The sequence below is a fragment of the Thalassobaculum salexigens DSM 19539 genome (genome assembly GCF_000423805.1).
GTDB classification, from domain to species: domain Bacteria; phylum Pseudomonadota; class Alphaproteobacteria; order Thalassobaculales; family Thalassobaculaceae; genus Thalassobaculum; species Thalassobaculum litoreum.
Genome location: NZ_KE384095.1, coordinates 511733 through 533268, shown reverse-complemented (window position 1 = coordinate 533268; position 21536 = coordinate 511733). Strand labels below are relative to the sequence as shown.

At 69.6% G+C, this 21536-nt stretch carries 19 protein-coding genes and 1 tRNA gene; 5 read left to right on the top strand and 15 right to left on the bottom strand.

Going from position 1 to position 21536, the window contains the following annotated elements; all coding sequences use genetic code 11:
* Positions 1-10: 10 nt before the first annotated feature.
* Positions 11-736: an endonuclease/exonuclease/phosphatase family protein gene (locus G578_RS0122910; protein WP_028796217.1), complete on the bottom strand. Its 726-nt coding sequence runs from the start codon at positions 734-736 to the stop codon at positions 11-13.
* A gap of 148 nt (positions 737-884) precedes the next feature.
* On the opposite strand from G578_RS0122910, the gene G578_RS0122905 reads away from it, so the two are divergent.
* Together G578_RS0122905 and G578_RS0122900 are read left to right on the top strand one after the other, a co-directional pair.
* On the top strand, positions 885-1670 hold the full coding sequence (locus tag G578_RS0122905) for an HpcH/HpaI aldolase family protein (RefSeq protein WP_028796216.1): 786 nt from the start codon (positions 885-887) through the stop codon (positions 1668-1670).
* A gap of 90 nt (positions 1671-1760) precedes the next feature.
* On the top strand, positions 1761-2504 hold the full coding sequence (locus tag G578_RS0122900; RefSeq protein ID WP_028796215.1) for a hypothetical protein: 744 nt from the start codon (positions 1761-1763) through the stop codon (positions 2502-2504).
* Positions 2505-2521: 17 nt separating this feature from the next.
* Here G578_RS0122900 and G578_RS0122895 read toward each other — a convergent pair whose 3' ends face one another.
* The 7 genes from G578_RS0122895 to hemC all read right to left on the bottom strand — a co-directional run bounded on the left by G578_RS0122895 (position 2522) and on the right by hemC (position 10002).
* Complete coding sequence (locus tag G578_RS0122895; RefSeq protein WP_028796214.1) at positions 2522-3679, bottom strand: hypothetical protein; 1158 nt, start codon at positions 3677-3679, stop codon at positions 2522-2524.
* Between the two features lie 159 nt (positions 3680-3838).
* Positions 3839-3914: transfer RNA gene (locus tag G578_RS0122890), tRNA-Thr, on the bottom strand.
* Positions 3915-4017: 103 nt separating this feature from the next.
* Complete coding sequence (locus G578_RS0122885) at positions 4018-4815, bottom strand: hypothetical protein (protein WP_028796213.1); 798 nt, start codon at positions 4813-4815, stop codon at positions 4018-4020.
* 357 nt (positions 4816-5172) lie between these two features.
* A complete protein-coding gene (locus tag G578_RS27825; protein ID WP_051245188.1) occupies positions 5173-6576 on the bottom strand; it encodes a heme biosynthesis protein HemY in 1404 nt (467 codons plus the stop codon).
* Positions 6577-6579: 3 nt separating this feature from the next.
* Entirely contained in the window at positions 6580-8310 is a 1731-nt protein-coding gene (locus G578_RS30340) for a COG4223 family protein (protein WP_028796212.1), read from the bottom strand.
* A gap of 3 nt (positions 8311-8313) precedes the next feature.
* Positions 8314-9057 carry a uroporphyrinogen-III synthase gene (locus G578_RS0122870; protein WP_028796211.1) on the bottom strand — a complete coding sequence of 248 codons (744 nt, stop codon included), beginning with the start codon at positions 9055-9057 and terminating at the stop codon, positions 8314-8316.
* Positions 9058-9063: 6 nt separating this feature from the next.
* Complete coding sequence (hemC, locus tag G578_RS0122865) at positions 9064-10002, bottom strand: hydroxymethylbilane synthase (RefSeq protein WP_028796210.1); 939 nt, start codon at positions 10000-10002, stop codon at positions 9064-9066.
* A gap of 108 nt (positions 10003-10110) precedes the next feature.
* Here hemC and tsaD point away from each other — a divergent pair, with 108 nt between their 5' ends.
* Positions 10111-11163, top strand: a complete 1053-nt coding sequence (gene tsaD, locus G578_RS0122860; RefSeq protein ID WP_028796209.1) for a tRNA (adenosine(37)-N6)-threonylcarbamoyltransferase complex transferase subunit TsaD — start codon at positions 10111-10113, stop codon at positions 11161-11163.
* Positions 11164-11354: 191 nt separating this feature from the next.
* Positions 11355-11774: an EVE domain-containing protein gene (locus G578_RS0122855; protein ID WP_028796208.1), complete on the top strand. Its 420-nt coding sequence runs from the start codon at positions 11355-11357 to the stop codon at positions 11772-11774.
* A 70-nt stretch (positions 11775-11844) separates the two neighbouring features.
* On the opposite strand, the gene G578_RS0122850 is transcribed toward G578_RS0122855, so the two are convergent.
* On the bottom strand, positions 11845-12729 hold the full coding sequence (locus G578_RS0122850) for an HpcH/HpaI aldolase/citrate lyase family protein (RefSeq protein WP_028796207.1): 885 nt from the start codon (positions 12727-12729) through the stop codon (positions 11845-11847).
* A gap of 125 nt (positions 12730-12854) precedes the next feature.
* Between G578_RS0122850 and pdxY the strand changes: the two genes are divergently transcribed.
* Complete coding sequence (gene pdxY, locus G578_RS0122845) at positions 12855-13688, top strand: pyridoxal kinase (protein WP_028796206.1); 834 nt, start codon at positions 12855-12857, stop codon at positions 13686-13688.
* A gap of 68 nt (positions 13689-13756) precedes the next feature.
* On the opposite strand, the gene G578_RS0122840 is transcribed toward pdxY, so the two are convergent.
* The 6 genes from G578_RS0122840 to infB form a co-directional block, all read right to left on the bottom strand.
* Positions 13757-14479: a glycerophosphodiester phosphodiesterase family protein gene (locus G578_RS0122840; RefSeq protein ID WP_028796205.1), complete on the bottom strand. Its 723-nt coding sequence runs from the start codon at positions 14477-14479 to the stop codon at positions 13757-13759.
* Between the two features lie 225 nt (positions 14480-14704).
* Positions 14705-16822: a polyribonucleotide nucleotidyltransferase gene (gene pnp / locus G578_RS0122835; protein WP_028796204.1), complete on the bottom strand. Its 2118-nt coding sequence runs from the start codon at positions 16820-16822 to the stop codon at positions 14705-14707.
* Between the two features lie 390 nt (positions 16823-17212).
* Complete coding sequence (rpsO, locus tag G578_RS0122830; RefSeq protein ID WP_028796203.1) at positions 17213-17482, bottom strand: 30S ribosomal protein S15; 270 nt, start codon at positions 17480-17482, stop codon at positions 17213-17215.
* A 14-nt stretch (positions 17483-17496) separates the two neighbouring features.
* The gene (gene truB / locus G578_RS0122825) at positions 17497-18423 is read right to left on the bottom strand and encodes a tRNA pseudouridine(55) synthase TruB (protein WP_028796202.1); all 927 of its coding nucleotides are present in this window, start codon (positions 18421-18423) and stop codon (positions 17497-17499) included.
* Positions 18413-18853: a 30S ribosome-binding factor RbfA gene (gene rbfA / locus G578_RS0122820; protein WP_028796201.1), complete on the bottom strand. Its 441-nt coding sequence runs from the start codon at positions 18851-18853 to the stop codon at positions 18413-18415. Before rbfA ends, truB begins: the two co-directional genes overlap by 11 nt.
* 33 nt (positions 18854-18886) lie before the next feature.
* Entirely contained in the window at positions 18887-21517 is a 2631-nt protein-coding gene (gene infB / locus G578_RS0122815) for a translation initiation factor IF-2 (protein WP_028796200.1), read from the bottom strand.
* Positions 21518-21536: the final 19 nt, after the last annotated feature.

The window sequence follows — 21536 nt, the reverse complement described above, 5'->3', positions numbered from 1 at the left end:
TCCCCGGATCTCATGCAACCGTGACGGTCGATTCCCGGCCCGGCTCCACCACCGCCAGGACCCCGGCATGGTCGCTGCCGGCGACGCCGCCGATCGGCAGCGCGCCGACCAGCCGCGTCGCCACGCCCGCGAGGGGCAGGGCCCGGGTCATCAGGAAATCGATGCGACGACCCGGCACGGTGGGCTCCGGCCGATCCGCCGCCAGATCCCGGAAACCGGCCTCGTCGAGCGCCTCCGGCGCGGGATCGCCCGGCCCGGCGTTCAGGTCGCCGCCCAGGACCGTCGGCGCCTCCGGGTCCAGATGGCGCAGCAGGTGAAGGACCTGGTTCCGGCGCAGCGCGTCTCCGTCGGCCAGATGGGTCAGGTGCAGGTTGACGACCGTCATGCCGTCGATCCGCGCCACCTGGGCGATGCGGTCCGGGTCGTCGGGATGGGGTGGCAGGGCGATCACCCGATGCTCCGACGCCTCTCGCCGCGTCAGGATCGCCAGCCCGTTGGTGCTGTCCGCCATGGAGCCGTCCTCCTGCGGCCTCGGCTTGGCCCGCGCCGGAGCGGCGAGGCATCGCAGGCCCAACGCCTCCGCGAGAAAGGCGGCGGTGTCCTGCCCGCCGCCGATGAACGCCTCCTGCAGCAGGACGATGTCCGGACGGACCTCGGCCGCCGCCCGGGCCAGAACCGCGAGACGGGCACGATAGGGCGGGCTGTTCTTCCAGGTGTTCCAGGTCAGGATGCGCATGGCCCCTGTATAGCCGGATCCTGTGACGGTTTCCGCCCCGCGACCGAATAGCGGAATTCGCCATTCTCTGCGTTGCGGGGCGGTCGCGCGCGTGCTTCGCTGCGCCCAGGATCCCCGCGAACAAGGATCCATGGGAGGAAGAGACCGCATGTTCCGTGACAATGCCTTGAAGGCGAAGATTGCCCGTGGTGAGCCGACCCTGGGCGTGTGGCTGCAGATGTCGGAGCCGTCGATCGCCGAGATCGCCAGCCTGGTCGGCTACGACTGCCTGATCCTGGACAACGAGCACGGCTTCGCCTCGCTCGATACGACGGTGCACATGATGCGCGCCGCCCAGGCCGGCAACGCCACCTGCATGGTGCGCTGCCCGGGCTCCGACGGCGACTACATGAAGCGGGTGCTCGACGCCGGCGCCGAGGCGCTGATGATCCCGATGGTCGAGAGCGCGGAAGAGGCCCAGGCGATCGTCGACGCCTGCCGCTACCCGCCCCAGGGCCGTCGCGGCTATTCGGCGCCGACCGTGCGCGCCTCCGGCTACGGTGCCGCCCCGGACTACGCCAAGCGGGCGAACGAGAACCTGCTGATCTGCGTTCAGCTCGAGTCCCACACCGCCGTGGCGGAGGCCGAAGCGATCGCCGCGGTGGACGGCGTCGATCTGGTCTTCATCGGCGTCGCCGACCTGTCCGGCTCCCTCGGCCTGCTGGAGCAGCCGGGCGAGACGAAGGTGACGGCGCAGATCAATGCCGCAGAGGCCGCCATCCGCAAGGCGGGCAAGCCGATGGGCACCATCCCGCGCCCCGGCCACAGCCTGACCGACCTGGTGGCGGAGGGGTACTCCTTCGTCGCCGGCCTGGCCGACGCCTACCTGATCCGCGCCGGCATGCAGGCCGATGTGGAGGCGTTCCGTGCCGGTGTCGGGAGCGGGTCGAAATAGGGCAAGACCCTATATAAAAAGAGGATTTTCAGACGGATCGTCGCCGCGCTGTCCGGCCTTTGATACACTGCCGGAAACGGGAGGGCGCCGATGGACCTCATGCGGCATGCAATCGTGATCGGCTGTCTGGCCGCCCTGACCGGATGCGGCTCGTTTGCCGTGTTCGAGACGGAGCAGCAGCGCCAGGCCCGGATCGAGGCCGCGGTCCAGCAGGCGCTTGAGCGCGAACGCGGCCGGCAGACGCATCTCGTCGACCGTCGCATCGAACCGGTGCTCGACTCCCAGCGGACCCGGGACGAGCGGCTGGACGGCCTGGAGCGGATGACCGCTGCCATCGCCGACCGGCTCCAGGCCCTTGAGCGGTCCGGCCCCGGTGCATCGGCGTATCCCGATGCCGACGAGCCCGCCCGGCAGGCGGAGGTCGATTCCCTGCAGCATGACGTGACGGCCCTGGCGGCGGCGGTCTCCCGGATCTCCGGGGGCGACACCGACGGCGAGGCCGTCCTGCGGGCCCGGCTGGAACGGCTGGAGCTGCGGACCAGCCGCATCGCCTGGCCGCCGCCCAGCAGCGCGGTGCGGGCGGTGCATCTCGCCAGCTACCGCTCCCACGAGGCCGCCCTGGCGGGTTGGGAAGTGCTGCTGAGCCGCTACCGCGACATCCTGGGCGACGAGACCCCGACCCTCGTGGAAGTCCGCACGGTGGCCGGCGAGTATGTGCGGCTGTTCGCCGGCGTCGGCCGCGACCAGCAGGGACTCCTGCGGATCCGCGAGGCCCTGCGCGACGGCGGCGACTACGCCATGATCCTGCCGCTGCCCGGCAACGCCGGAAGCTGAGCGCGCCAGGCCGCTCTTCAGCGCGGCTTGACGATCACGCTCCAACCGGGCGGATAGCGGTACTGCATCGGCGCCTCGACGGCCCGGTCGACGACGGCTTGCCAGTCGTCGATGGGATTCCGGGGGTGCCGCACGAGCTTCCCGTCGAACAGGGAAATGCCGTACAGGACGAGACCGACCGCCGCCAGCAGACGCACCACCCGCAGGCCGGGATCCCAGAGCATCGACATCAGGACCGCCAGCCAGACCGCCGACTGGACATAGAAGTACCGCTGGCTCACCCCGTGGGGAAACACCTCCGGCTCCGAGCCGAAGCGCAGGGAGATCGACAGGGTAAGGATCAGGGCGAACAGCGCCAGGCCGGCCCGCCACGCCCGGTCGCGCCCCGCCGCCACGCCGATCAGCACCACGGCAGAGACGACGATTGCCTGAACGCTGCCGCCCATCGACTTGCGCAGGACGGCGAAGAAGGCCGCGTAGAGCTTGGCGGCGGTCACGGACCCGGCCTCGGAGCCGTATGTGCCGGACAGGGTCAGGGCCTGCGCCGCCGCCGCGCCGGCGACCACGGCGACGAGCAGATACTGGCCGCGGTCGGTCGGCAGCCGCAGACCGACCCGGGCCAGCACCGCCGCCACGACAGCGAACAGCGAGAAGGGTCCAGACAGGCCGGCCAGCACCGCGAAGGCCAGATGGTTCGCCCGTCCGACGGTCGTGCGCGGCGCCGGGGCGAGCAGCACGGCGATCAGGCCGAGCGCCAGAATCCATTGCAGGTTCGTCGGCGACGACAGCACCTCGGTGGCGCCAATGGCGAGGAACGGGGCGAGGAACAGCGGCGGCAACAGGCCCCGCTCCGGCATCGCCAGGTAGATCGTGACGGCGCACCAAAAGGCGATCGCCTGGCTCGCGATCAGGTAGACCAAGGGAGTCTGCTCCAACGGGAAGGCACCCGCCAGGGCCGCCACCAGCCGGGGCGCCAGGTGAAGATAGCCGTTATAGGGATGCAGCAGGCTGGCGAGCCCGAGTGACTGCCAGTCCGCAAAGAAGATGTTGCCGTCCTCCGCCCAGAAATTGGGATGAAGGAAAGCATCCGGGCCGCGAAGATAGATCACCGCCAGCACTGCCGGCAGGATCACCAGGATCGGCAGAAGCGTCCGGACGGAACGGGCCCCGGGCATATCGGGACGGCGAGAACGGGCACGGGACCCCGGTTCGGCAGCGGCGTCATTCATCATACTGATCCGGCCCGCGGCGGTTGAAGCGCGCGAGGATCGTAAACGCAGCCCGCTGCAACCCGGAAGAACTGGGTTTGGCCGGCGATCGTTTTTCGGAGGAGATGGTGCCGCAAGAGGGACTTGAACCCCCGACCCACGCATTACGAATGCGTTGCTCTACCATCTGAGCTATTGCGGCCCCGCAGGTGCCGGGACACCAATCGAGTTCGGCGCACTAGATACGGAGGAAGTGGCGGCGATGCAAGCGTCGCGTCACCGCCCACCCGATTTCTGGCGTGCGATCAGCGGAAGGAGAGGGCGCCGATCCCGGGAAAGACCTGCCCCAGGGAACCGCTCTTTTCCGAGGAGCCGCTCCCCTTGCCGTCGAACAGATCCCGCAGCGGCACCTCGTTGCCGAGGCGGAAGGCGGCGAGCGCATCCTGCACGGCCTTGACCCGCTCCAGCCCGCTGCGCGCCGCGGCCAGCCGCTCGCGTGCGGCGTCGCTGAGCTTGCCGTCGGAACTGCCGGTATCGACCCGGGCGTAGTTGCCGCTGGTCAGACCGGTACGGATCTGCTGCTGGCTGAGACCCAGGCTGCTGCCGTCGGTGGCGAGCACCCGCGTGTCCTCGGCGGCGACCTTGCCGTTGCGGGCCACGCCGACCTCCAGGGCGAATTGCCGGATCGAGGCGAAGGTACTGCCCCCGGCCCCATCCGCCACGGAGACGTCGAGGGACGCGATCCGCAGCTGCACCGCGACCTCTTCGCCCTTGGCCTCGGCCTCGTCCAGGGTCTTGGAAATCTCGCCGAACACCCGGTCGACGATCGCGGTGACCCCCTCGCCGGACGCGAAGGCGCTGGCGACGGCTTCGATCGCCTGACGCAGGCGGTCACGGAAGCTCACATCGTCGCGGCCGTCGGGCTCGACGGTGATATAGCCGGGATCATTGGGCAGGAACGGGCGGAACTTCGGCGGCTCGCTCTTCTCGGCGGAGCGACTCGAGGTCGGTTGCTGACGCGCGGTTGCCGTCAGCGACCCGGATGATGACGATACGGCGACAGTGTTCGTGCCGCCGGTCGCGCTATCGATCGTCGCGACCATGACAGTGTCCTTTCTGGACGGCTCAGACGTGTTGCCATCAACGCCTGCGCGGTCTTAGCCACCTGGCATTCTCGCCAGATAAAACGAATTCTACCCAATTCGCGGCAAACTGCCAACACCCTATTAGTATTCCCTTAAGCCTGACGTCAAGCATTTCGCCGATTCGCGCACCTTGCCGGCGCCCCGCCCCCAAGCCTGGGCCCTCAGCCTGGCCCCGCGGTCAAGCCGCTCGGCCTGGTCTCCGCTAGAGCGCGATCGGTTCAGATCGAAACGATCTGTACCGTGAATCGCCCTCTATCCCATTAAACATGGAGCACATTCCCACGAGCGGATGTTTCCATCGGATCGTGATTGGATCTAGGCGGCGCTGGCGGCACCGGAAGACGAGGGTTTCGGCGTTTCCTCGACGTCGGCGGTCAGGTCCACGATCGGGCCGACCGCGTCGCCGTCCTGGGTGACCAGGGCTGGGGGCACCACCGCAACGCGCGGCGGACGGGTCCAGCCGACCGTATCGAAGGCGCCACAATTGCCGCAGGTCGCCATCCATTGCGCGGCGACCGCCCCGCAGGAATCGCAGGTCCAGGCAGGATCGCTCGGCGCGTAGGCCGCCCGCTCCAACCACTGGCGCGCCGCGGTGACGTTGCCGTGCTCGCCTTCCTCCAGCCGCGCCCAGAGCGCGCAGGCCCGGGGCCCGACATCCTCGGGATCCAGCGCGGAGAGCTGGGCCCGGGCCTCGCCCCAGAAATCGCCGTCGAGCGCCGTCTCGGCAACCGCCAGACGGCTTTCGGGATGATCCGGAAGCTTCTCCACCATGGACTGGATCTTACGCAGCAGCATCGACACGGACTCGCCGTCCCACAGGCTCCGCATCGTCTCGGCCAGGTCCGGGTGCGGGGCCTGCTTCCACTGGTCGCCGACCAGCTTGCGGGCCTTGTCCTTGCGACCGGTGGCGCCCAGCAGGGTCGCTTCGGCGACGATGGCCGGCACGAAGTCGGGCTGGCTCTCGCGCGCCTTGGAGGCGAGGTCCAGGGATTCCGTCTGGGTCTCGGCCAGCCGCGAGCGCTCGATCAGCAGGGCCGCGCGATGCCGGCGGCCTTCGGGACGCGGGATCAGACCGCGCTTCACCGCGTCGTACAGGGCCGCCTGCGCCTCGGCCCAGCGGCCCGCGCGGGCCAGACCGAAGATCCTGGTCGTGGCCACCTGCACCGAGGTCGGCCGCAGCTTGTGCGCCTCCTCCGCCAGTTCCAGCACATGGGCGTCGTCGCCCCGGGCATCGGCCAGCCGCATCAGCCCGACCAGCCCGATGAAGGCGGTCTCCTGATCGTCGCGCAGGGCGGCGAAATAGCGGGCGGCGGCGGCGGCATCGCCGCTCAGCGCAGCGGCCTGGGCCGACAGCAGACGGGTCAGGCTGGGCTCGCGCAACAGCCGGTCTGCCTCGCGCGCCAGCCGCTTGGCCTCCTCGCCATCCCCGACGGCCACCGCGGCCATGCCCTGGACCAGGGCCTTGTAGCCTTCCTCGTGACGGTGGGCGCTGCGGTGGCGCCAGAAGGAGAACGGCGCGCGCATGGTCGCCAGAGCCGCCCGCCAGCCGACGGCGGCGATCCACAGGGCGATGCCGATCACCAGCAGGAACAGGGCGAACGGGGTCTCCAGCCGCCAGCCGAGCCAGTCGACCCGGACGCCGCCGGGGTTCTGCACCAGCCAGACGGCGACGGCGACGAAGACGGCGAGCTGAACGAGGTAGATCAGGGAACGGCGCATGGATCAGCCCCCCGACAGCGTGGCCAGGGCCCGCGACTGCAGGCTGCGCACGGCCCGATCGACGGCGATGCGCGCCTGCGCCTCCGCGATCCAGGGTTGCGCCACCTTGGCCGGGTCGCCATCCAGTGCACCGAGGGCCGCGACGGCCCCCGGCAGGTCGCCGGCATTGGCGGCCGCCTCGGCCCTGTTGATGATGGCGTCGATGTCGTCGCCGTCCGCGGTCTCGGTGCGCCGCAGGGTGACCAGCGCGGCGATGCGGGTGAGCGCGGTGCCGACCACGTCGTCGCCGGCACCGACGAGGGAGGCGTCGATGATCGAGGCCGCGACCGTCGGGAAGCGCGACCGCAGGTCGGCCTCCGACGGCACGCCGCCGGCATGAGTCCGCAGGGTGCCGATCGCCGTATCGATCTCCGGCTGATCGAGGGCGGCCGACTCCACCGCATCCAGTTCGGCGGAAAAGGCACCGCTGTCGTTGCTGGCGGCGGCCAGAAGATTGGTGGCCAGCAGGAAGGCGCCGGCCTGCTCCTGCTGGTTGCGGCCCTGGGCGACCTTGTCGGCCAGTTCCTTCTGCGTGGCCGCCAGGGCGTCAATCCGCGACACCAAGTCTTCATCGCCGCCTTCCGACGCCGTCTGCAGCCCGCTGACCCGCTCGCGCAGGGCGGCGAGGTCCTCGGACGTGACCGGCGGTGGGCCGGAGTCCCGGGTCTCCAGGGTCGAAATCCGGCTGTCCAGCTCGGACAGGCGGCCCGACAGGTCCGAGGCAACGGCGGAGACGCCGTCGGTCTCGTCCGCGATGCCCAGTCCCTGGCGCACGATCGCCATCTCGTCGGCCAGCGCGGTGAACCGGCTTTCCAGCGCGGCGATGCGCTCGCCCAGGTCCTCGCCGGCGCCGTCGGAGCCGGCGGTCGGGGTTCCGGAGGGAGCCTCGGACAGCCGGTCGATCTCGGCTTCCAGCGTCGCCACCCGGTCGCTCAACGCCTCGAAGGCCTCGGCCGATACCGCCGGATCGCTCCGCGGCGCGGTGGCGACTGCGGCCGGGTCAGACGTGGACGGGCCAGACTCCGTGGCAGCGGGCTCGGTCTGGGCGGAGTCGGTCTGGGCGGATGTGGCGGAGTCGGACGCAGCCGGAGGCGTACTGTCCGCCGCAGGGGCGGCGGTATCGCCCGACGTAACCGGTGTCGGCGCATCCGGGTCGGTCTCCGCCGGTGCCTCGGGCAGGGTCACGCCGATCATCTCGGCATAGGGAACCGCCTCGTCGCGCCACTCGGGATAGGTGGCATACCCGACGCCGCCGATCAGAACGATGAGGAGCAGGAAGACGACCAGGCGGGTCGCCCCGCCGCCCCCACTCCCGCCGCCACCGGCGCTTGGGCGTGTCGGGGCCGGCTCCGGGGTCTCCGCCGGATCGGACAGGGGCGTATCGTCGCCGGAGAGGGAATCGCTCGACGCCGCCCAGGGGCCGGGGGTCGTGCCTGCGGGGGTCGTACCTGCCGTGTCCGTCCCCTGGATGCCGGCCAGCGAGTCCTGGCCCGCGCCGCCATCCACGGTACCGGAGGCCGCCATGCCGGAAAGGCTGTCGGACGCGCCGTCGGGGCCGACCGCCAGGGCATCGTCGCCCGCACCCGCGGCGCGATCCTGCGCCACGGTCGACGACGTCGCGCTCAGCGTGTCGGCACCCTCGGCGCCACTCACGGTACCGCCTGTTTCGTTCTCGGCCTTAGGCGTCTCCGCCATGGATCAATCCTTCTCCACCTTGCGATCGGACCCGCCTTCAACCACCGCCGCGATCAGCGCCGCCTTCGTCGGGGTCTCAGCTACATGTATGGTGCGCCACGCCAGTTTCGAGGCCATGCGCGCGATCGGGTCGCTCAGACAATAGGCCGACACGGTCGCGCAGGCGGCCTCCAGCTCAAGCCCGTGCGCGAGCCTAGCAAAGGCCTCCGCGCTGCGGGGAGAGAAAAACAGGACCCCCTCCACCGCCCCCGCGCGCAGGCCGGCGACAACCTCGGACGGCAGGGTCGCGGCCATCGCCGTGCGGTAGGCGATCCGGCGGATCACCGTGTAGCCCCTGGCCTCCAGCGCCGCCACCAGATCGGTGCTGACCGCCTCGCCGCTGACCCAGACCAGCGGACCGGCCTCGGGCCGGCAGGCGCGTGCCACCAGATCGACCAGCGAGGCCGCGTCCCCCGCCGCGTTCGTCACCGCGGTGAAGCCGGCCTCGGCCGCCGCCCGGGCAGTGGCGTCGCCGACCGCCAACACCGGCAGATCCCGCCGCAGCCCCAGCCGTGCCGCGCCCTGCGCCCCGTTGCCGCTGGTCACCAGGACCGCCTGGAGAGCCGTGGGGAGCGCGTCCTCCGGCTCTATCGTCTCGACCGTCAGCATGGGCGCCGCCAGCGCCTCGATCCCCCGGGCGGCCAGCTCGGCCTGGAGATCGGCGGCGGCCTCCGCGGGCCGGGTGACGATGACCCGTCGTGCCGCCATCCGACGTCAGGCGAGGAAGCCGCGCCCGCAGCGCGACAGGATGTCCTCGCCCACCCCACGCCCGAGCGCCTCGGCGTCGCCGGCGGCGGCGCTTGCCATCCCGGCGTGGCTCTGGGTGCCGTCCAGCGACAGGACCAGACCGCTTAGGGTCAGCCGGTCGCCGTCGAGCACCGCATGGCCGGAGATCGGGGTGCGGCAGGACCCGTCCAGGGCGGCGAGCATCGCCCGTTCCGCCGTCACCCGCGCCCGGCTCGGCGTATCGTCCAGGGCGCTCAGCCAGCGGGCGATGTCGGCGTCGCGGGCCGAGGCGTTGCCGTCACGGCACTGCACGCCGATGGCGCCCTGGCTGACCGGCGGCGGAAAGGCGTCCGGCTCCATGATCCGGGTGATGGCGTGCTCCATCTCCAGCCGCTTCAGGCCGCAGACCGCCAGGAAGGTGGCGTCCGCCTCGCCGTCGTGCAGCTTGCGCAGGCGGGTGTCCACGTTGCCGCGGAACATCACCACCTGCAGGTCCGGACGACGGTTCAGCACCAGGGCCGCGCGCCGCACCGAGGCGGTACCGACCCGCGCGCCCTGGGGCAGGGCCTCGAAACTGTCCGCGTGGGGCGAGATGAAGGCATCGCGCGGGTCCTCGCGCGGCAGCACCGTCGCCAGGATCGTGCCCTCGGCGATGGTGGTCTCCATGTCCTTCATGGAATGGACGGCGGCGTCGATGGCGCCGGAAAGCAGCTCGCCCTCCACCTCCTTGATGAACAGCCCCTTGCCGCCGAGCTCGGCCAGCGGCCGGTCGCGGACCACGTCGCCGGTGGTCTTCACCGTGCGGATCTCGATGGCGCCGTCCCCCCGCAGTTCCGGCCAGGCGGCCATCAGCCGTTCGCGGGTCTCTCGGGTCTGGGCGAGGGCCAGCGCCGATCCGCGCGAGCCGAGTATGATCTTGGTGGTCATGGAGGTCTCGTCTCGCCTCTGTCTAGCGGAGTGTCATCACCGCGGGTTTCGTGTAGACCGAGGCACGATCGAAAGGGAGACCGCGCCGTGCCTTCCGGCCCGCACGCTATTCTAGGCATAGAAACGAGCTGTGACGAAACCGCCGCGGCAGTGGTCGACGGCGATCGGCGGATTCTGTCGAACGTGGTGCTGAGTCAGCTCGACGATCACCGGGTCTACGGCGGCGTGGTTCCGGAGATCGCCGCCCGCGCCCATCTCGACCATCTCGACGCCATCGTCGCCCGGGCGATGCAGGAGGCCGGGCTCGGTTTCGCCGATCTGGCCGGCGTGGCGGCGACGGCGGGACCCGGCCTGATCGGCGGCGTGCTGGTCGGCGCCACCCTGGCCAAGGCGATCGCCAGCGCCCATGGCAAGCCGTTCCTGGCGGTCAATCACCTGGAAGGCCACGCCCTGACCGCGCGGCTGACCGATGGGATCGATTTTCCCTATCTGCTGCTGCTGGTCTCCGGCGGACACTGCCAGTTGCTGCTGGTCCAGGGGGTGGGGCGCTACCGGCGGCTCGGCACCACCATCGACGACGCGGTGGGCGAGGCCTTCGACAAGACGGCGAAGCTGCTGGGCCTGGGCTATCCGGGCGGACCGGCGGTAGAGCGGGCAGCAGCCTCGGGCGACGCCTCCAAGGTGGAGCTGCCGCGTCCCATGGTCGGCAAGCCGGGTTGCGACTTCTCCTTCTCCGGCCTGAAGACCGCCGTGCGGCGGCGGGTGGAGGAAGCTGGCGACGGGTTGGACGCCGGCGGCATCGCGAACATCGCCGCGGCCTTCCAGAAGGCGGTCGCCGCGTCCCTGGTCGACCGCACCCGGCGCGCCGTCGATCTGCTGGAGGCCGAGGGCCTGGCCGGCCGGCCGCTGGTGGTCGCCGGCGGCGTGGCGGCGAACGGGACGATCCGCGCCGCCCTGGCCGCTTTGGCGCAGGACCGGGGCATGCGGTTCGTCGCGCCGCCCCTGGCGCTGTGCGGCGACAACGGCGCGATGATCGCCTGGGCCGGGCAGGAGCGGCTGGCGCTCGGTCTGATCGACGGCATGGACTTCCGCCCCCGCCCGCGCTGGCCGCTCGACCCGGATGCGGCTCCCTCCATCGGCGCCGGGCGGGTGAAGGCGTAGAGGAACCCACCCCTCTTCCCACTCCCCGGATTTATTCCAGAGCCCACCCTGGCCAGCGCCCGATCGGTGAAGTCTGCGCGGGGTGACGGGTAGGCCCCGGAATAAATCCGGGGAGTGAGAAGGGGTTGGATCGATCACCCAAACTCGGGCTAAATCCTCCGAGCAGCATCGAGGCGAGAGGCACCGACACCATGGCGTACTGGTTGTTCAAATCCGAGCCGGGCACCTGGTCCTGGGACGATCAGGTTCGCAAGGGCGATGTGGGCGAAGGCTGGGACGGGGTGCGGAACTATCAGGCCGCCAACAACATGAAGGCCATGAAGGTCGGCGACCGCGGCTTCTTCTACCACTCGGTCAACGAGAAGCAGATCGTCGGCATCGTCGAGGTGATCGAGGAATACCACCCGGACCCGACCGACAAGTCCGGGCGTTTCGGTATGGTAACGATCAAGGCGATCCAGCCGGTGGCCAAGCCGGTGACCCTGGCCGACATCAAGGCCGCGCCGGAACTGGAGGACTTCGCCCTCGTCCGCCAATCCCGTCTGTCCGTGGTGCCGGTCACCGACGCCCAGTGGCGGCTGATCCTGAAGATGGCGGAGACGACGGTCTAGGCGGCCGGCGCCCGCTTCCCACACCCCACCCGTCATCCTGACGTGCGTCAGGAGACGGTGTGAGGTGCGCCTACGCCGCCGAGCCCTCCAGTTCCCGGATCATGTCCGCCATGGCGACCAGCCGTTGCGCCTCGGCAACGTGCAGGCCCTCCACAAGTTTGCCGTCGACCTGCAGCACGCCCTTGCCCTCGGCCATGGCGGCGGCATGGGCCTCGGCGATCCTGCGGGCCCAGGCGATGTCCTCCGCGCGCGGCGAGAAGGCGGCATTGGCCGCGGCGATGGTCTTGGGATGGATCAGCGTCTTGCCGTCGAAACCCAGTTCCCGCCCCTGGCGGCAGACCGCGGCAAACCCCTCGTCGTCGTTCAGATCCGCATGCACGCCGTCCAGGATCGCGATGCCATGGGCCCGGGCCGCCAGAAGGCAGAGCCCGAAGGAGGTCATCAGCGGCATACGGTCCGGCGTGTGCAGGCAGTGCAGGTCCTTGGCCAGGTCGTTGGTGCCGAGCATCAACCCCGCCATGCGCGGCGTCGACGCGGCGATCTCCTGAGCCGCCAGCACGCCGCGCGGGGTCTCGACCATGCACCAGATCCCCATCGCGTCCGGCGCACCGTTTCGCTCCAGCAACGACTCCGCCTGGCGGACCGTGCCGCCGCTCTCGACCTTGGACAGGATGATGCCATGGGCCGGCTGGCCGGCGGCGAAGACCAGATCGTCATGGCCCCAGGGGGTGTCCAGCCCGTTGACCCGGATCAGGATCTCCCGGCTGCCGTAACCGCCGGCCGCCAGCGCCGCGGCGATGGCGTCGCGCGCCGCCTGCTTGGCGTCGGGGGCGACCGCGTCTTCCAGATCCATGACGATGCCGTCACAGGGCAGGCTGCGGCCCTTGTCGAGGGCGCGCGGGTTGGAGCCCGGCATGTAGAGGACGGAGCGGCGGGGACGGGTGACGGCGGTCATGGGCGAGCGTTTCCACTGGTTCGGGTTCGATTTGCTGCCGGCGAGCCTAGCCGCCGGCGCGGCACTCGACAACGCACCGGATTTGTCCCGCTGACGAGGCCGGCCGAACCGGTTATGACGGGGTCATGCCGATCCTCGCCCTCTCCTCCCATGTCGCCGTCGGCCATGTGGGCAACGCCGCCGCGGTTCCGGCCCTGGAACACCGGGGCCACGAGGTCTGGCGCGTCGACACGGTCAGCTTCTCCAACCATCCCGGCCACAAGAAGTTCACCGGCTCGGTGCGCGAGGGACACGAGATCGCCGAGCTGCTGCGCGGCGTCGCCAACCACACCGGCTGGCATGGGGTGGAAGGGATCTATTCCGGCTATCTCGGCACGGCGGAGACCGGCCGCGCCTTCGCCGGGGTGCTGGACGCGATCGAGGCGGCGAGCCCGGAGGCGGTGTATCTGTGCGATCCGGTGATCGGCGACCACGGGCGGGTCTTCGTGCGCGACGGGATCGAGAACGCCTTCCGCGAGCGGCTGGTGCCGCGGGCCACCATCATCACGCCGAACGCTTTCGAGCTGGCGCGGCTGTCCGGCCATCGGGTCGAAAGCGTGGCCGACGCCCATGACGCGGCCGTGACGATCCTGGAATGGGGGCCGCAGGTGGTGGTCGCCACCGGTGTGCCCGACGGCGACCGTCTGGCCGTGGTGGCGGTGACGGCGACCGAGAACTGGGTCGCCCGCTCGCCCTGGCACGACCGGCCGTTCTTCGGCACCGGCGACCTGTTCGCCGGGCTGTTCCTGTCGCACTGGCTGGAGCATCGCAGCGCCGCCCCGGCGCTGGCCCGCACCGTGGCCGGGCTGGAGGTGGCGACGGCGGCGACCAAGGCGGCCGAGTCCGTCGATCTGGTGCTGATCGCCAACCTGGACGCCATCACCACGGCGCCGCCCGCCGAGGTCCGGCCGATCGTCTGAGCGGTCTAACCCATTAGAGATAGAGCAAATTCACACGAGCCGATGTTTCCATCTGATCGTGATTTGCTCTAAAGGCCGAGCAGCGCCGGCGGGTCGTCGGTGACGATGGAGACCATGCCCCAGTCGTAGAGCTCCCTGGCCCGTTGCGGATCGTTAACGGTATAGACCATCGGCAGCCAGCCGCCCGCCACGATGGCCGTCACGTCCTCCGGCCCGAGCACGTCCCGGGTGCCGGGGATGACCGCGTCCACGGCCAGGTCGCGCGCCGCCTCGCGCCAGTCGGCCGGCCGGCCGGTCAGCAGCAGACCGCGGATGTAGTCGGGTGCCGCGTCGCGCACCACACGGAGCGCATTGCGGCTGAACGAGGTGATGACGATCGGGTCTTCCGGCCCCCAGCCCTCGGCCGCCAGCACCGCGAGCACCGCCCGGGCGGTCGCCGAGCCGGTGCCGGCATCCGGCTTGATCTCCAGATCCAGGCCGAGGCCGATCTCGCGGCACAGGGCGAGGCACTGGGCCAGGGTCGGCACGCCTTCGCCGTTTCCGGCATCCACCGTCGCCAGCTCGGCGGAACCGCGCGCGACGACGGGTCCCTGCACATCGGTGGTCCGGTCCAGGCTGGCGTCGTGCATCAGCACCGGCACCCCGTCGCCGGCGAGCTTGGCGTCGATCTCGACCCAGGCCGCCCCGGCCGCCTTGGCCGCGCGGATCGAGCCCAGGGTGTTCTCCGGCGCCAGGGCTTTCGCCCCTCGATGGCCGATCAGGCGGGGCGGGGTGAAGGGGCGTGCGGGCATCGGTGTCTCCGGATGGGATGGCCGCGGAGAATAGCGCAGGGAGGGTGGCGGGAAAATGACAGGCTGAGACGCTGCCCAGTACCCACCGCCCACTACGCACACTTCCCTTCTCCGTCATCCCGAACTTGTTTCCGGATGACGGAGAAGGGAGAAGATCGGCAAGCAAAAAAACGGCGCGGCAACCGAGGCTGCCGCGCCGCTGATTTCCGTCGAAGCCGGACCGAGTTACTCGGCGGCGGCTTCCAGGTCTTCGCCGGTCTCCTGATCGACGACCTTCATCGACAGCTTGACCTTGCCGCGGTCGTCGAAGCCGATGACCTTGACCTTCACCTTGTCGCCTTCCTTGACGACCTCGGTGACCGCTTCCGGACGCTTGGCCGAGGTGAGCTGGCTGATATGCACCAGACCGTCCTTCGGGCCGAGGAAGTTCACGAAGGCGCCGAAATCGAGGGTCTTCACGACCTTGCCGTCGTAGATCTTGCCCACTTCCGGCTCGGCGGTCAGCGAGTAGACCCAGTTATGCGCGGCGTCGAGCGAGGCCTGCTCGACGGCGGCGATCTTCACGGTGCCGTCGTCGTCGATGTCGATCTTCGCCCCGGTGACCTCGCAGATCTCGCGGATCACCTTGCCGCCCGAGCCGATCACGTCGCGGATCTTGTCGACCGGGATCTTGATGGAGATCATCTTCGGCGCGGTGTCGGACACACCGTCGCGGGCCGAGGTGAGCGCCTTGCCCATCTCGCCCAGGATGTGCATCCGGCCGTCCTTCGCCTGCTCCAGCGCGACCTTCATGATCTCGCGGGTGATGGACGTGATCTTGATGTCCATCTGCAGGGCGGTGACACCCTTGTCGGTGCCGGCGACCTTGAAGTCCATGTCGCCCAGGTGATCCTCGTCGCCCAGGATGTCGGACAGGACGGCGAACTTGTCGCCTTCCTTGATCAGACCCATGGCGATGCCGGCCACCGGACGGGCCAGCGGCACGCCGGCGTCCATCAGCGACAGCGAGGTGCCGCAGACCGTCGCCATCGACGACGAGCCGTTGGACTCGGTGATCTCGGAGACCACGCGCAGGGTGTAGGGGAAGGCTTCCTTGCTCGGCAGCAGCGGCTTCACCGCCCGCCAGGCCAGCTTGCCGTGGCCGATCTCGCGACGGCCCGGGGAGCCGACGCGGCCCGCCTCGCCCACCGAGAACGGCGGGAAGTTGTAGTGCAGCAGGAAGTGCTCGCGGTACTCGCCCTCAAGCGCGTCGATGATCTGCTCGTCCTGGCCGGTGCCCAGGGTGGCGACGACCATCGCCTGGGTCTCGCCGCGGGTGAACAGCGCCGAGCCGTGGGTCCGGGGCAGCAGGCCGACCTCGGCCACGATCTGGCGCACCGTCTTGGTGTCGCGCTCGTCGATGCGCTTGCCGGTGTCCAGGATTCGGCCGCGCACGATGTCGGCCTCCAGGCCCTTCATCAGACCCTTGGCGGCTTCCTTCTCGGCCTCGTCCTCGATCGCGGCGAGGGCCTTGTCCTTGGCGGCCGCGAGCTTGTTCTGGCGCTCGGACTTGTTCGGCTCGTCATAGGCGGCTTCCAGGTCGGCCTTGCAGGCCGCCTCGAGCTTGCCGCGGATGGCGTCCAGGTCCAGCGGGCTCTCCGGCAGATCCATCGGATCCTTCGCGGCGGCCTCGGCCAGCTCGATGATCGCCTTGATCACCGGCTGGAAGCTGTCGTGACCGAAGTTGACGGCGCCGAGCATGATCTCTTCCGACAGCTCGGAGGCCATCGACTCGACCATCAGCACACCTTCTTCGGTGCCGGCGACGACCAGGTCGAGCTCGCTCTCGGTGCGGGTCACGTCCATGGTCGGGTTCAGGATGTACTCGCCGTCCTTGTAGCCGACGCGCGCACCGCCGATCGGGCCCAGGAACGGGGCGCCGGACAGGCACAGGGCGGCCGAGGTGCCGACCATGGCGACGATGTCGGGATCGTTCTCCAGATCATGGGCGAGAACCGTGCAGATCACCTGCACCTCGTTCTTGAAGCCCTTGACGAAGAGCGGACGGATCGGCCGGTCGATCAGGCGGGAGGTCAGGGTCTCCTTCTCGCTCGGACGGCCCTCACGCTTGAAGAAGCCGCCGGGGATCTTGCCCGCGGCGTAGGTCTTCTCCTGGTAGTGGACCGAGAGCGGGAAGAAGTCGATGCCCGGGCGCGGCGTCTTGGCGGCGACCACGGTGCAGAGAACGGCGGTGTCGCCGTAGCGGGCGAGAACCGCACCGTCGGCCTGGCGGGCCATCTTGCCGGTCTCCAGGGTGAGCGTGCGCCCGCCCCATTCGATTTCCTTGCGGTAGACGTCGAACATTACGTGTCATTCCTCAGTTCCGAACCGACGAACATGACCCGCCGCGTTCCCCTTTTCCCTCCGGTCGGCCCGTGCCGCGGTGGATGCCCGCGACCGGATGGACCAACACGACCGACCACCGGCAGCGCACAGCCGATGGTGACTCGCGATCTAAAAGTGCGATGAAGGAAAAATGGACGCTCCTTGCGTCATGGCGCCCCAATGGCGGCCTTCGGTTCTCATATTTCGTCTCTTTTTGCGCGCGCGTTCTTTGACACGGAACGCCCCGTGGGTCAACGCGGACGTGCCCGAGACCCGAAGACGACAAAACCCCGGAAAGCCAGGGGCCATCCGGGGTTCGTGTCTCGTCGTGTCGTCGGCGAGCCTACCGGCTTACCGATCCCCGCACGCTTAGCGGCGCAGGCCCAGGCTGGTGATCAGCGCGGAATAGCGGTCGTTGGACTTCTTCTTCAGATAGTCCAGCAGACGGCGGCGCTGGCCGACCATCATCAGCAGACCCCGACGCGAGTGGAAGTCGTGCTTGTGGGTCTTCATGTGCTCGGTCAGGTTGACGATGCGCTCGCTCAGGATAGAGACCTGCACCTCGGGTGACCCGGTGTCGCCTTCCTTCTGGGCATATTGTTTGATGAGCTCTGCCTTGCGCTCTGCAGTAATCGACATCGTCCTCTCCTTATCTAGAGGTTCAGCACCCTGACCGGACGAATGGCGCCGCTTTCGATCCGCGCGATGGCGACCGGGACCGTGCCGTCGGTGGCATAGACCAGATCGCCTTCCTGCAGATCACCGAACCGGTCCCGATCCATCGAGCGATAGACCGGAACACCCTGTCCGTTGCGCAGCGTCGTCGCCTCGGGACCCTTCAAGGCCAGCGCCGGGATGCCGTCCAGCGCGGTCTCAACGGGCCGCAGGTGCTCTAAAGAGGCGGGGTTATGCATCAGCTCCGCCAGGGAATCCAGCGAAATCGCGCGCTCGGCCGAGAACGGTCCGACCCGAAGCCGCCGCAGATCGCGGATATGGCCGACCGTGCCGAGCGCCAACGCCAGATCGCGGGCCAGCGAGCGCATATAGGCGCCCTTGCCCGAGGTCACGCTGAACCGCGCCTCGTCCCGGCTCGGCATGTCCACCAGGCGCAGATCCAGGATCTCGATGCGCCGGGAGTCGAGCTCGACCTGCTCGCCGGAGCGGGCCAGGTCATAGGCGCGCTCGCCGTCGACCTTGATGGCGGAGAACTTCGGGGGAACCTGCTCTATTTCGCCAACAAAACGGTCGAGCACGCCAAGGATTGCGGCCTCATCCGGCCGACCCTCACTGCTCGCCACCACCTCGCCCTCGGCGTCGTCCGTCGACGTGGCCTCGCCCCAGCGCACGGTGAAGGCGTAGTCCTTGGTGGCGTCCATGACATAGGGAACGGTCTTGGTCGCCTCGCCCAGGGCAATCGGCAGCACGCCGGTGGCCAGCGGGTCGAGGGTGCCGGCATGGCCCGCCTTGGCGGCGTCGAACACCCGGCGGACGGTCGCCACCGCCTGGGTGGAGGTGATGTCGACGGGCTTGTCGAGGATCACCCAGCCATGGACCGGATTGCCCCGCTTCCTACGCGCCATTGTCGTCCGGCTCGCCGTCTTCGGTGGGGTCTTCGGAGGTGTTCGCCACGTCCTGGCGGATCACCGGATCGTTCAGGATCGCGCTCATCCGCTGGGAGGCGTCGAAGGCGGTATCGCGCTTGAAGGTCAGGCGCGGGGCGAACTTCATCCGCACCTCGCGGGCGACCTGGCCGGAGAGCCGGCCGGCGACGCGGCTCAGGATCGGCAGGATGTCGGCGATCTCGCCGTCGATCGGCGGGATCACCCAGACCGTGGCATTGCGCAGGTCCGGCGAGACGCTGACCTCCGACAGGGTGATGCGCACGCCGGACAGGGCCGGCTCGTGCAGCTCGCCGCGCTCGAAGACACGGGCAAGCACGCGGCGGATCTCCTCCCCGACACGCAATTGCCGCTGGCTCGGGCCCTCGCGGGCCTCGTCACGCTTCGCCATGGTCGTAATCCCGTTCGGCGAGGCGCCGCCGCGTTAGCCGGCGGACGCCTCCTGCTGAACCTGCTCGAGCGTCCGGGCGACTTCCTTCAGCTCGAAGCACTCGATCTGATCGCCCTCGCGGATGTCGTCGTAATTCTCGAACGCCATACCGCACTCGTAACCCTCGCGGACCTCGCGGACCTCGTCCTTGAAGCGCTTCAGCGTCTTCAGGGAGCCCTCGTGGATCACCACGTTGTCGCGCAGCAGACGGACCTTGCAGCCCCGCTTGATGACACCGTCGGTGACCATGCAGCCCGCCACCTTGCCGACCTTGGTGATGTTGAACACCTGTCGGATCTGCGCGTAGCCCAGGAACTCTTCCTTGAGTTCCGGCGCCAGCATGCCGGTCAGCAGGGCTTTCACATCGTCGATCAGGTCGTAGATGATCGAGTAGTAGCGGATCTCCATTCCGTCGCGGCGCGCCATCTCGCGGGCCTGCGGGTTGGCGCGGACGTTGAAGCCGACGATGATGCCACCCGAGGCCCCGGCCAGGGACACGTCGGACTCGCTGATGCCGCCGACCGCGGAGTGCAGGATGCGCGGCTTGACCACGCTGGTCTCCAGCTTCTCCAGGGTCGCCCGGATCGCTTCCAGCGACCCGTGCACGTCGGTCTTGATGACCAGCGGCAGCTCGTCCGCCTCGCCCGACTGAATCGCCGAGAGCATCTGCTCGACCGTGCCGCGGGCACCGGCCGTCGCACTCTTCTCGCGCAGCAGACGCTGGCGATAGTCGGCGATCTCGCGGGCCCGGCTTTCGTTCTCGACGACGACGAAATCGTCGCCGGCGGTCGGCGTGCCCTGCAGGCCCAGAACCTCGATCGGCTCGCTCGGCCCGGCGCTCTCCGACGGCTCGCCACGGTCGTTGACCAGGGCGCGCACGCGGCCCCATTCCGCACCCGCAACGAACACGTCGCCGGTGCGGACCGTGCCGCGCTGGACCAGCACGGTGGCGACGGAGCCGCGGCCGCGCTCGACCTTGGCTTCGATCACGACACCGGTGGCGGCCCGGTCCGGGTTCGCCTTGAGCTCCAGCACTTCCGCCTGCAGCGCGATGGCTTCCAGCAGCGTGTCCAGGCCCTGCTTGGTCAGCGCCGATACGTCGATCGCCTGGACGTCGCCGCCCATGTCCTCGACCACGATCTCGTGCTGCAGCAGCTCGGTGCGGACCCGCTGCGGGTCCGCATCGGGCTTGTCGATCTTGTTGACCGCGACGATGACCGGAACCTTGGCGGCGCGGGCGTGGCGGATCGCCTCGACCGTCTGCGCCATGATGCCGTCATCGGCCGCCACCACCAGGATGACGATGTCGGTGACATTCGCGCCGCGCGCCCGCATCTCGGTGAAGGCTTCGTGGCCCGGGGTGTCGATGAAGGTGATCTTGTCACCCGACGGCACCTCGATCTGGTAGGCGCCGATATGCTGGGTGATGCCGCCGGCCTCGCCCGACGCGACATCGGCCTGACGAATGGCGTCCAGCAGCGAGGTCTTGCCGTGGTCGACGTGACCCATGACGGTGACGACCGGGCAGCGCGGCCGCAGGTCCTCGACCTTGTCGTCGGTCCCCAGCATGCCGAGCTCCACATCGGATTCAGCGACACGGCGGACCTTGTGGCCGAATTCCTGGGCCACCAGCTCGGCAGTGTCGGCGTCGATGATCTGGTTGATGGTCGCCATCACGCCCATCTTCATCAGCGACTTGATGACCTCGCCGCCACGCTCGGCCATACGGTTGGCCAGCTCCTGGACGGTGATGGTCTCGGGAACGACCACGTCGCGCGACTGCTTGACGGCATCGCCCTGGTCGTTGCGGGAGCGCTGACGCTCGCGTTCGCGGGCGCGGCGGACCGATGCCAGCGAGCGCACGCGCCCGCTGTCGCCACTCAGCGCGTCGCTGATGGTCAGCTTGCCCTGACGGCGGCGCGGCTCGTTGGTGGTGCGGGTGCGGGCCGGACGCTTGGCCGGCGCTTCCTTGGCACCGCCACCGCCACCGCTGCGCTTGCGACGGTCGTCGTCCTCGTTCTCGACCGGCGCGCGCGCCGCCGGAGAGGCGGCCGGTGCCGGCGTGCCCTCGCGATCCAGACGCGCCGTCGCGCGCTCGGCGGCGGCCTTCGCCTGACGGGCGGCCTCCTCCTCGGCGAGACGGGCGGCCTCGGCAGCCTTCACGGCGGCCTCGGCGTCCTCGATCTTGCGCATCTCGTCCAGCTCGGCCTGGCGACGATCCACCGGCGCGGCAGGTTCCGACGCGACAGCGTCCTGTGCCTCGGCCGGGGTCTCAGCGGCAGCGGCCGGCGACACCGTCTCCTCGGTCACGGCTTCCGGCTGCTCCTCCGGGCGTCGCGCAGCGGCCTGCTCAAGGACGCGGGCCCGGGCCTCGCGCTCCTCGGCGGTCAGCTCGCGCCCACCCTTGCCGCCACCGGCCTTCGCCGCGGCGATCGCCGCCTCGCGCGATCCGGGAAGCGGCTGAGACGGCCGGCGTCGGCGCACCTCGACCTGCACGGTCTTGGAACGGCCATGGGAGAAGCTCTGCTTGACCTGACCGGTTTCCACCGTCTTGCCAAGGGACAGCTTTCCCTTGCCGGAGCCGAGGCTCAGCTTCTTGCGATCTTGTTCGTTGGTGCTCGACATATCGTCTTTGCCCACGTCA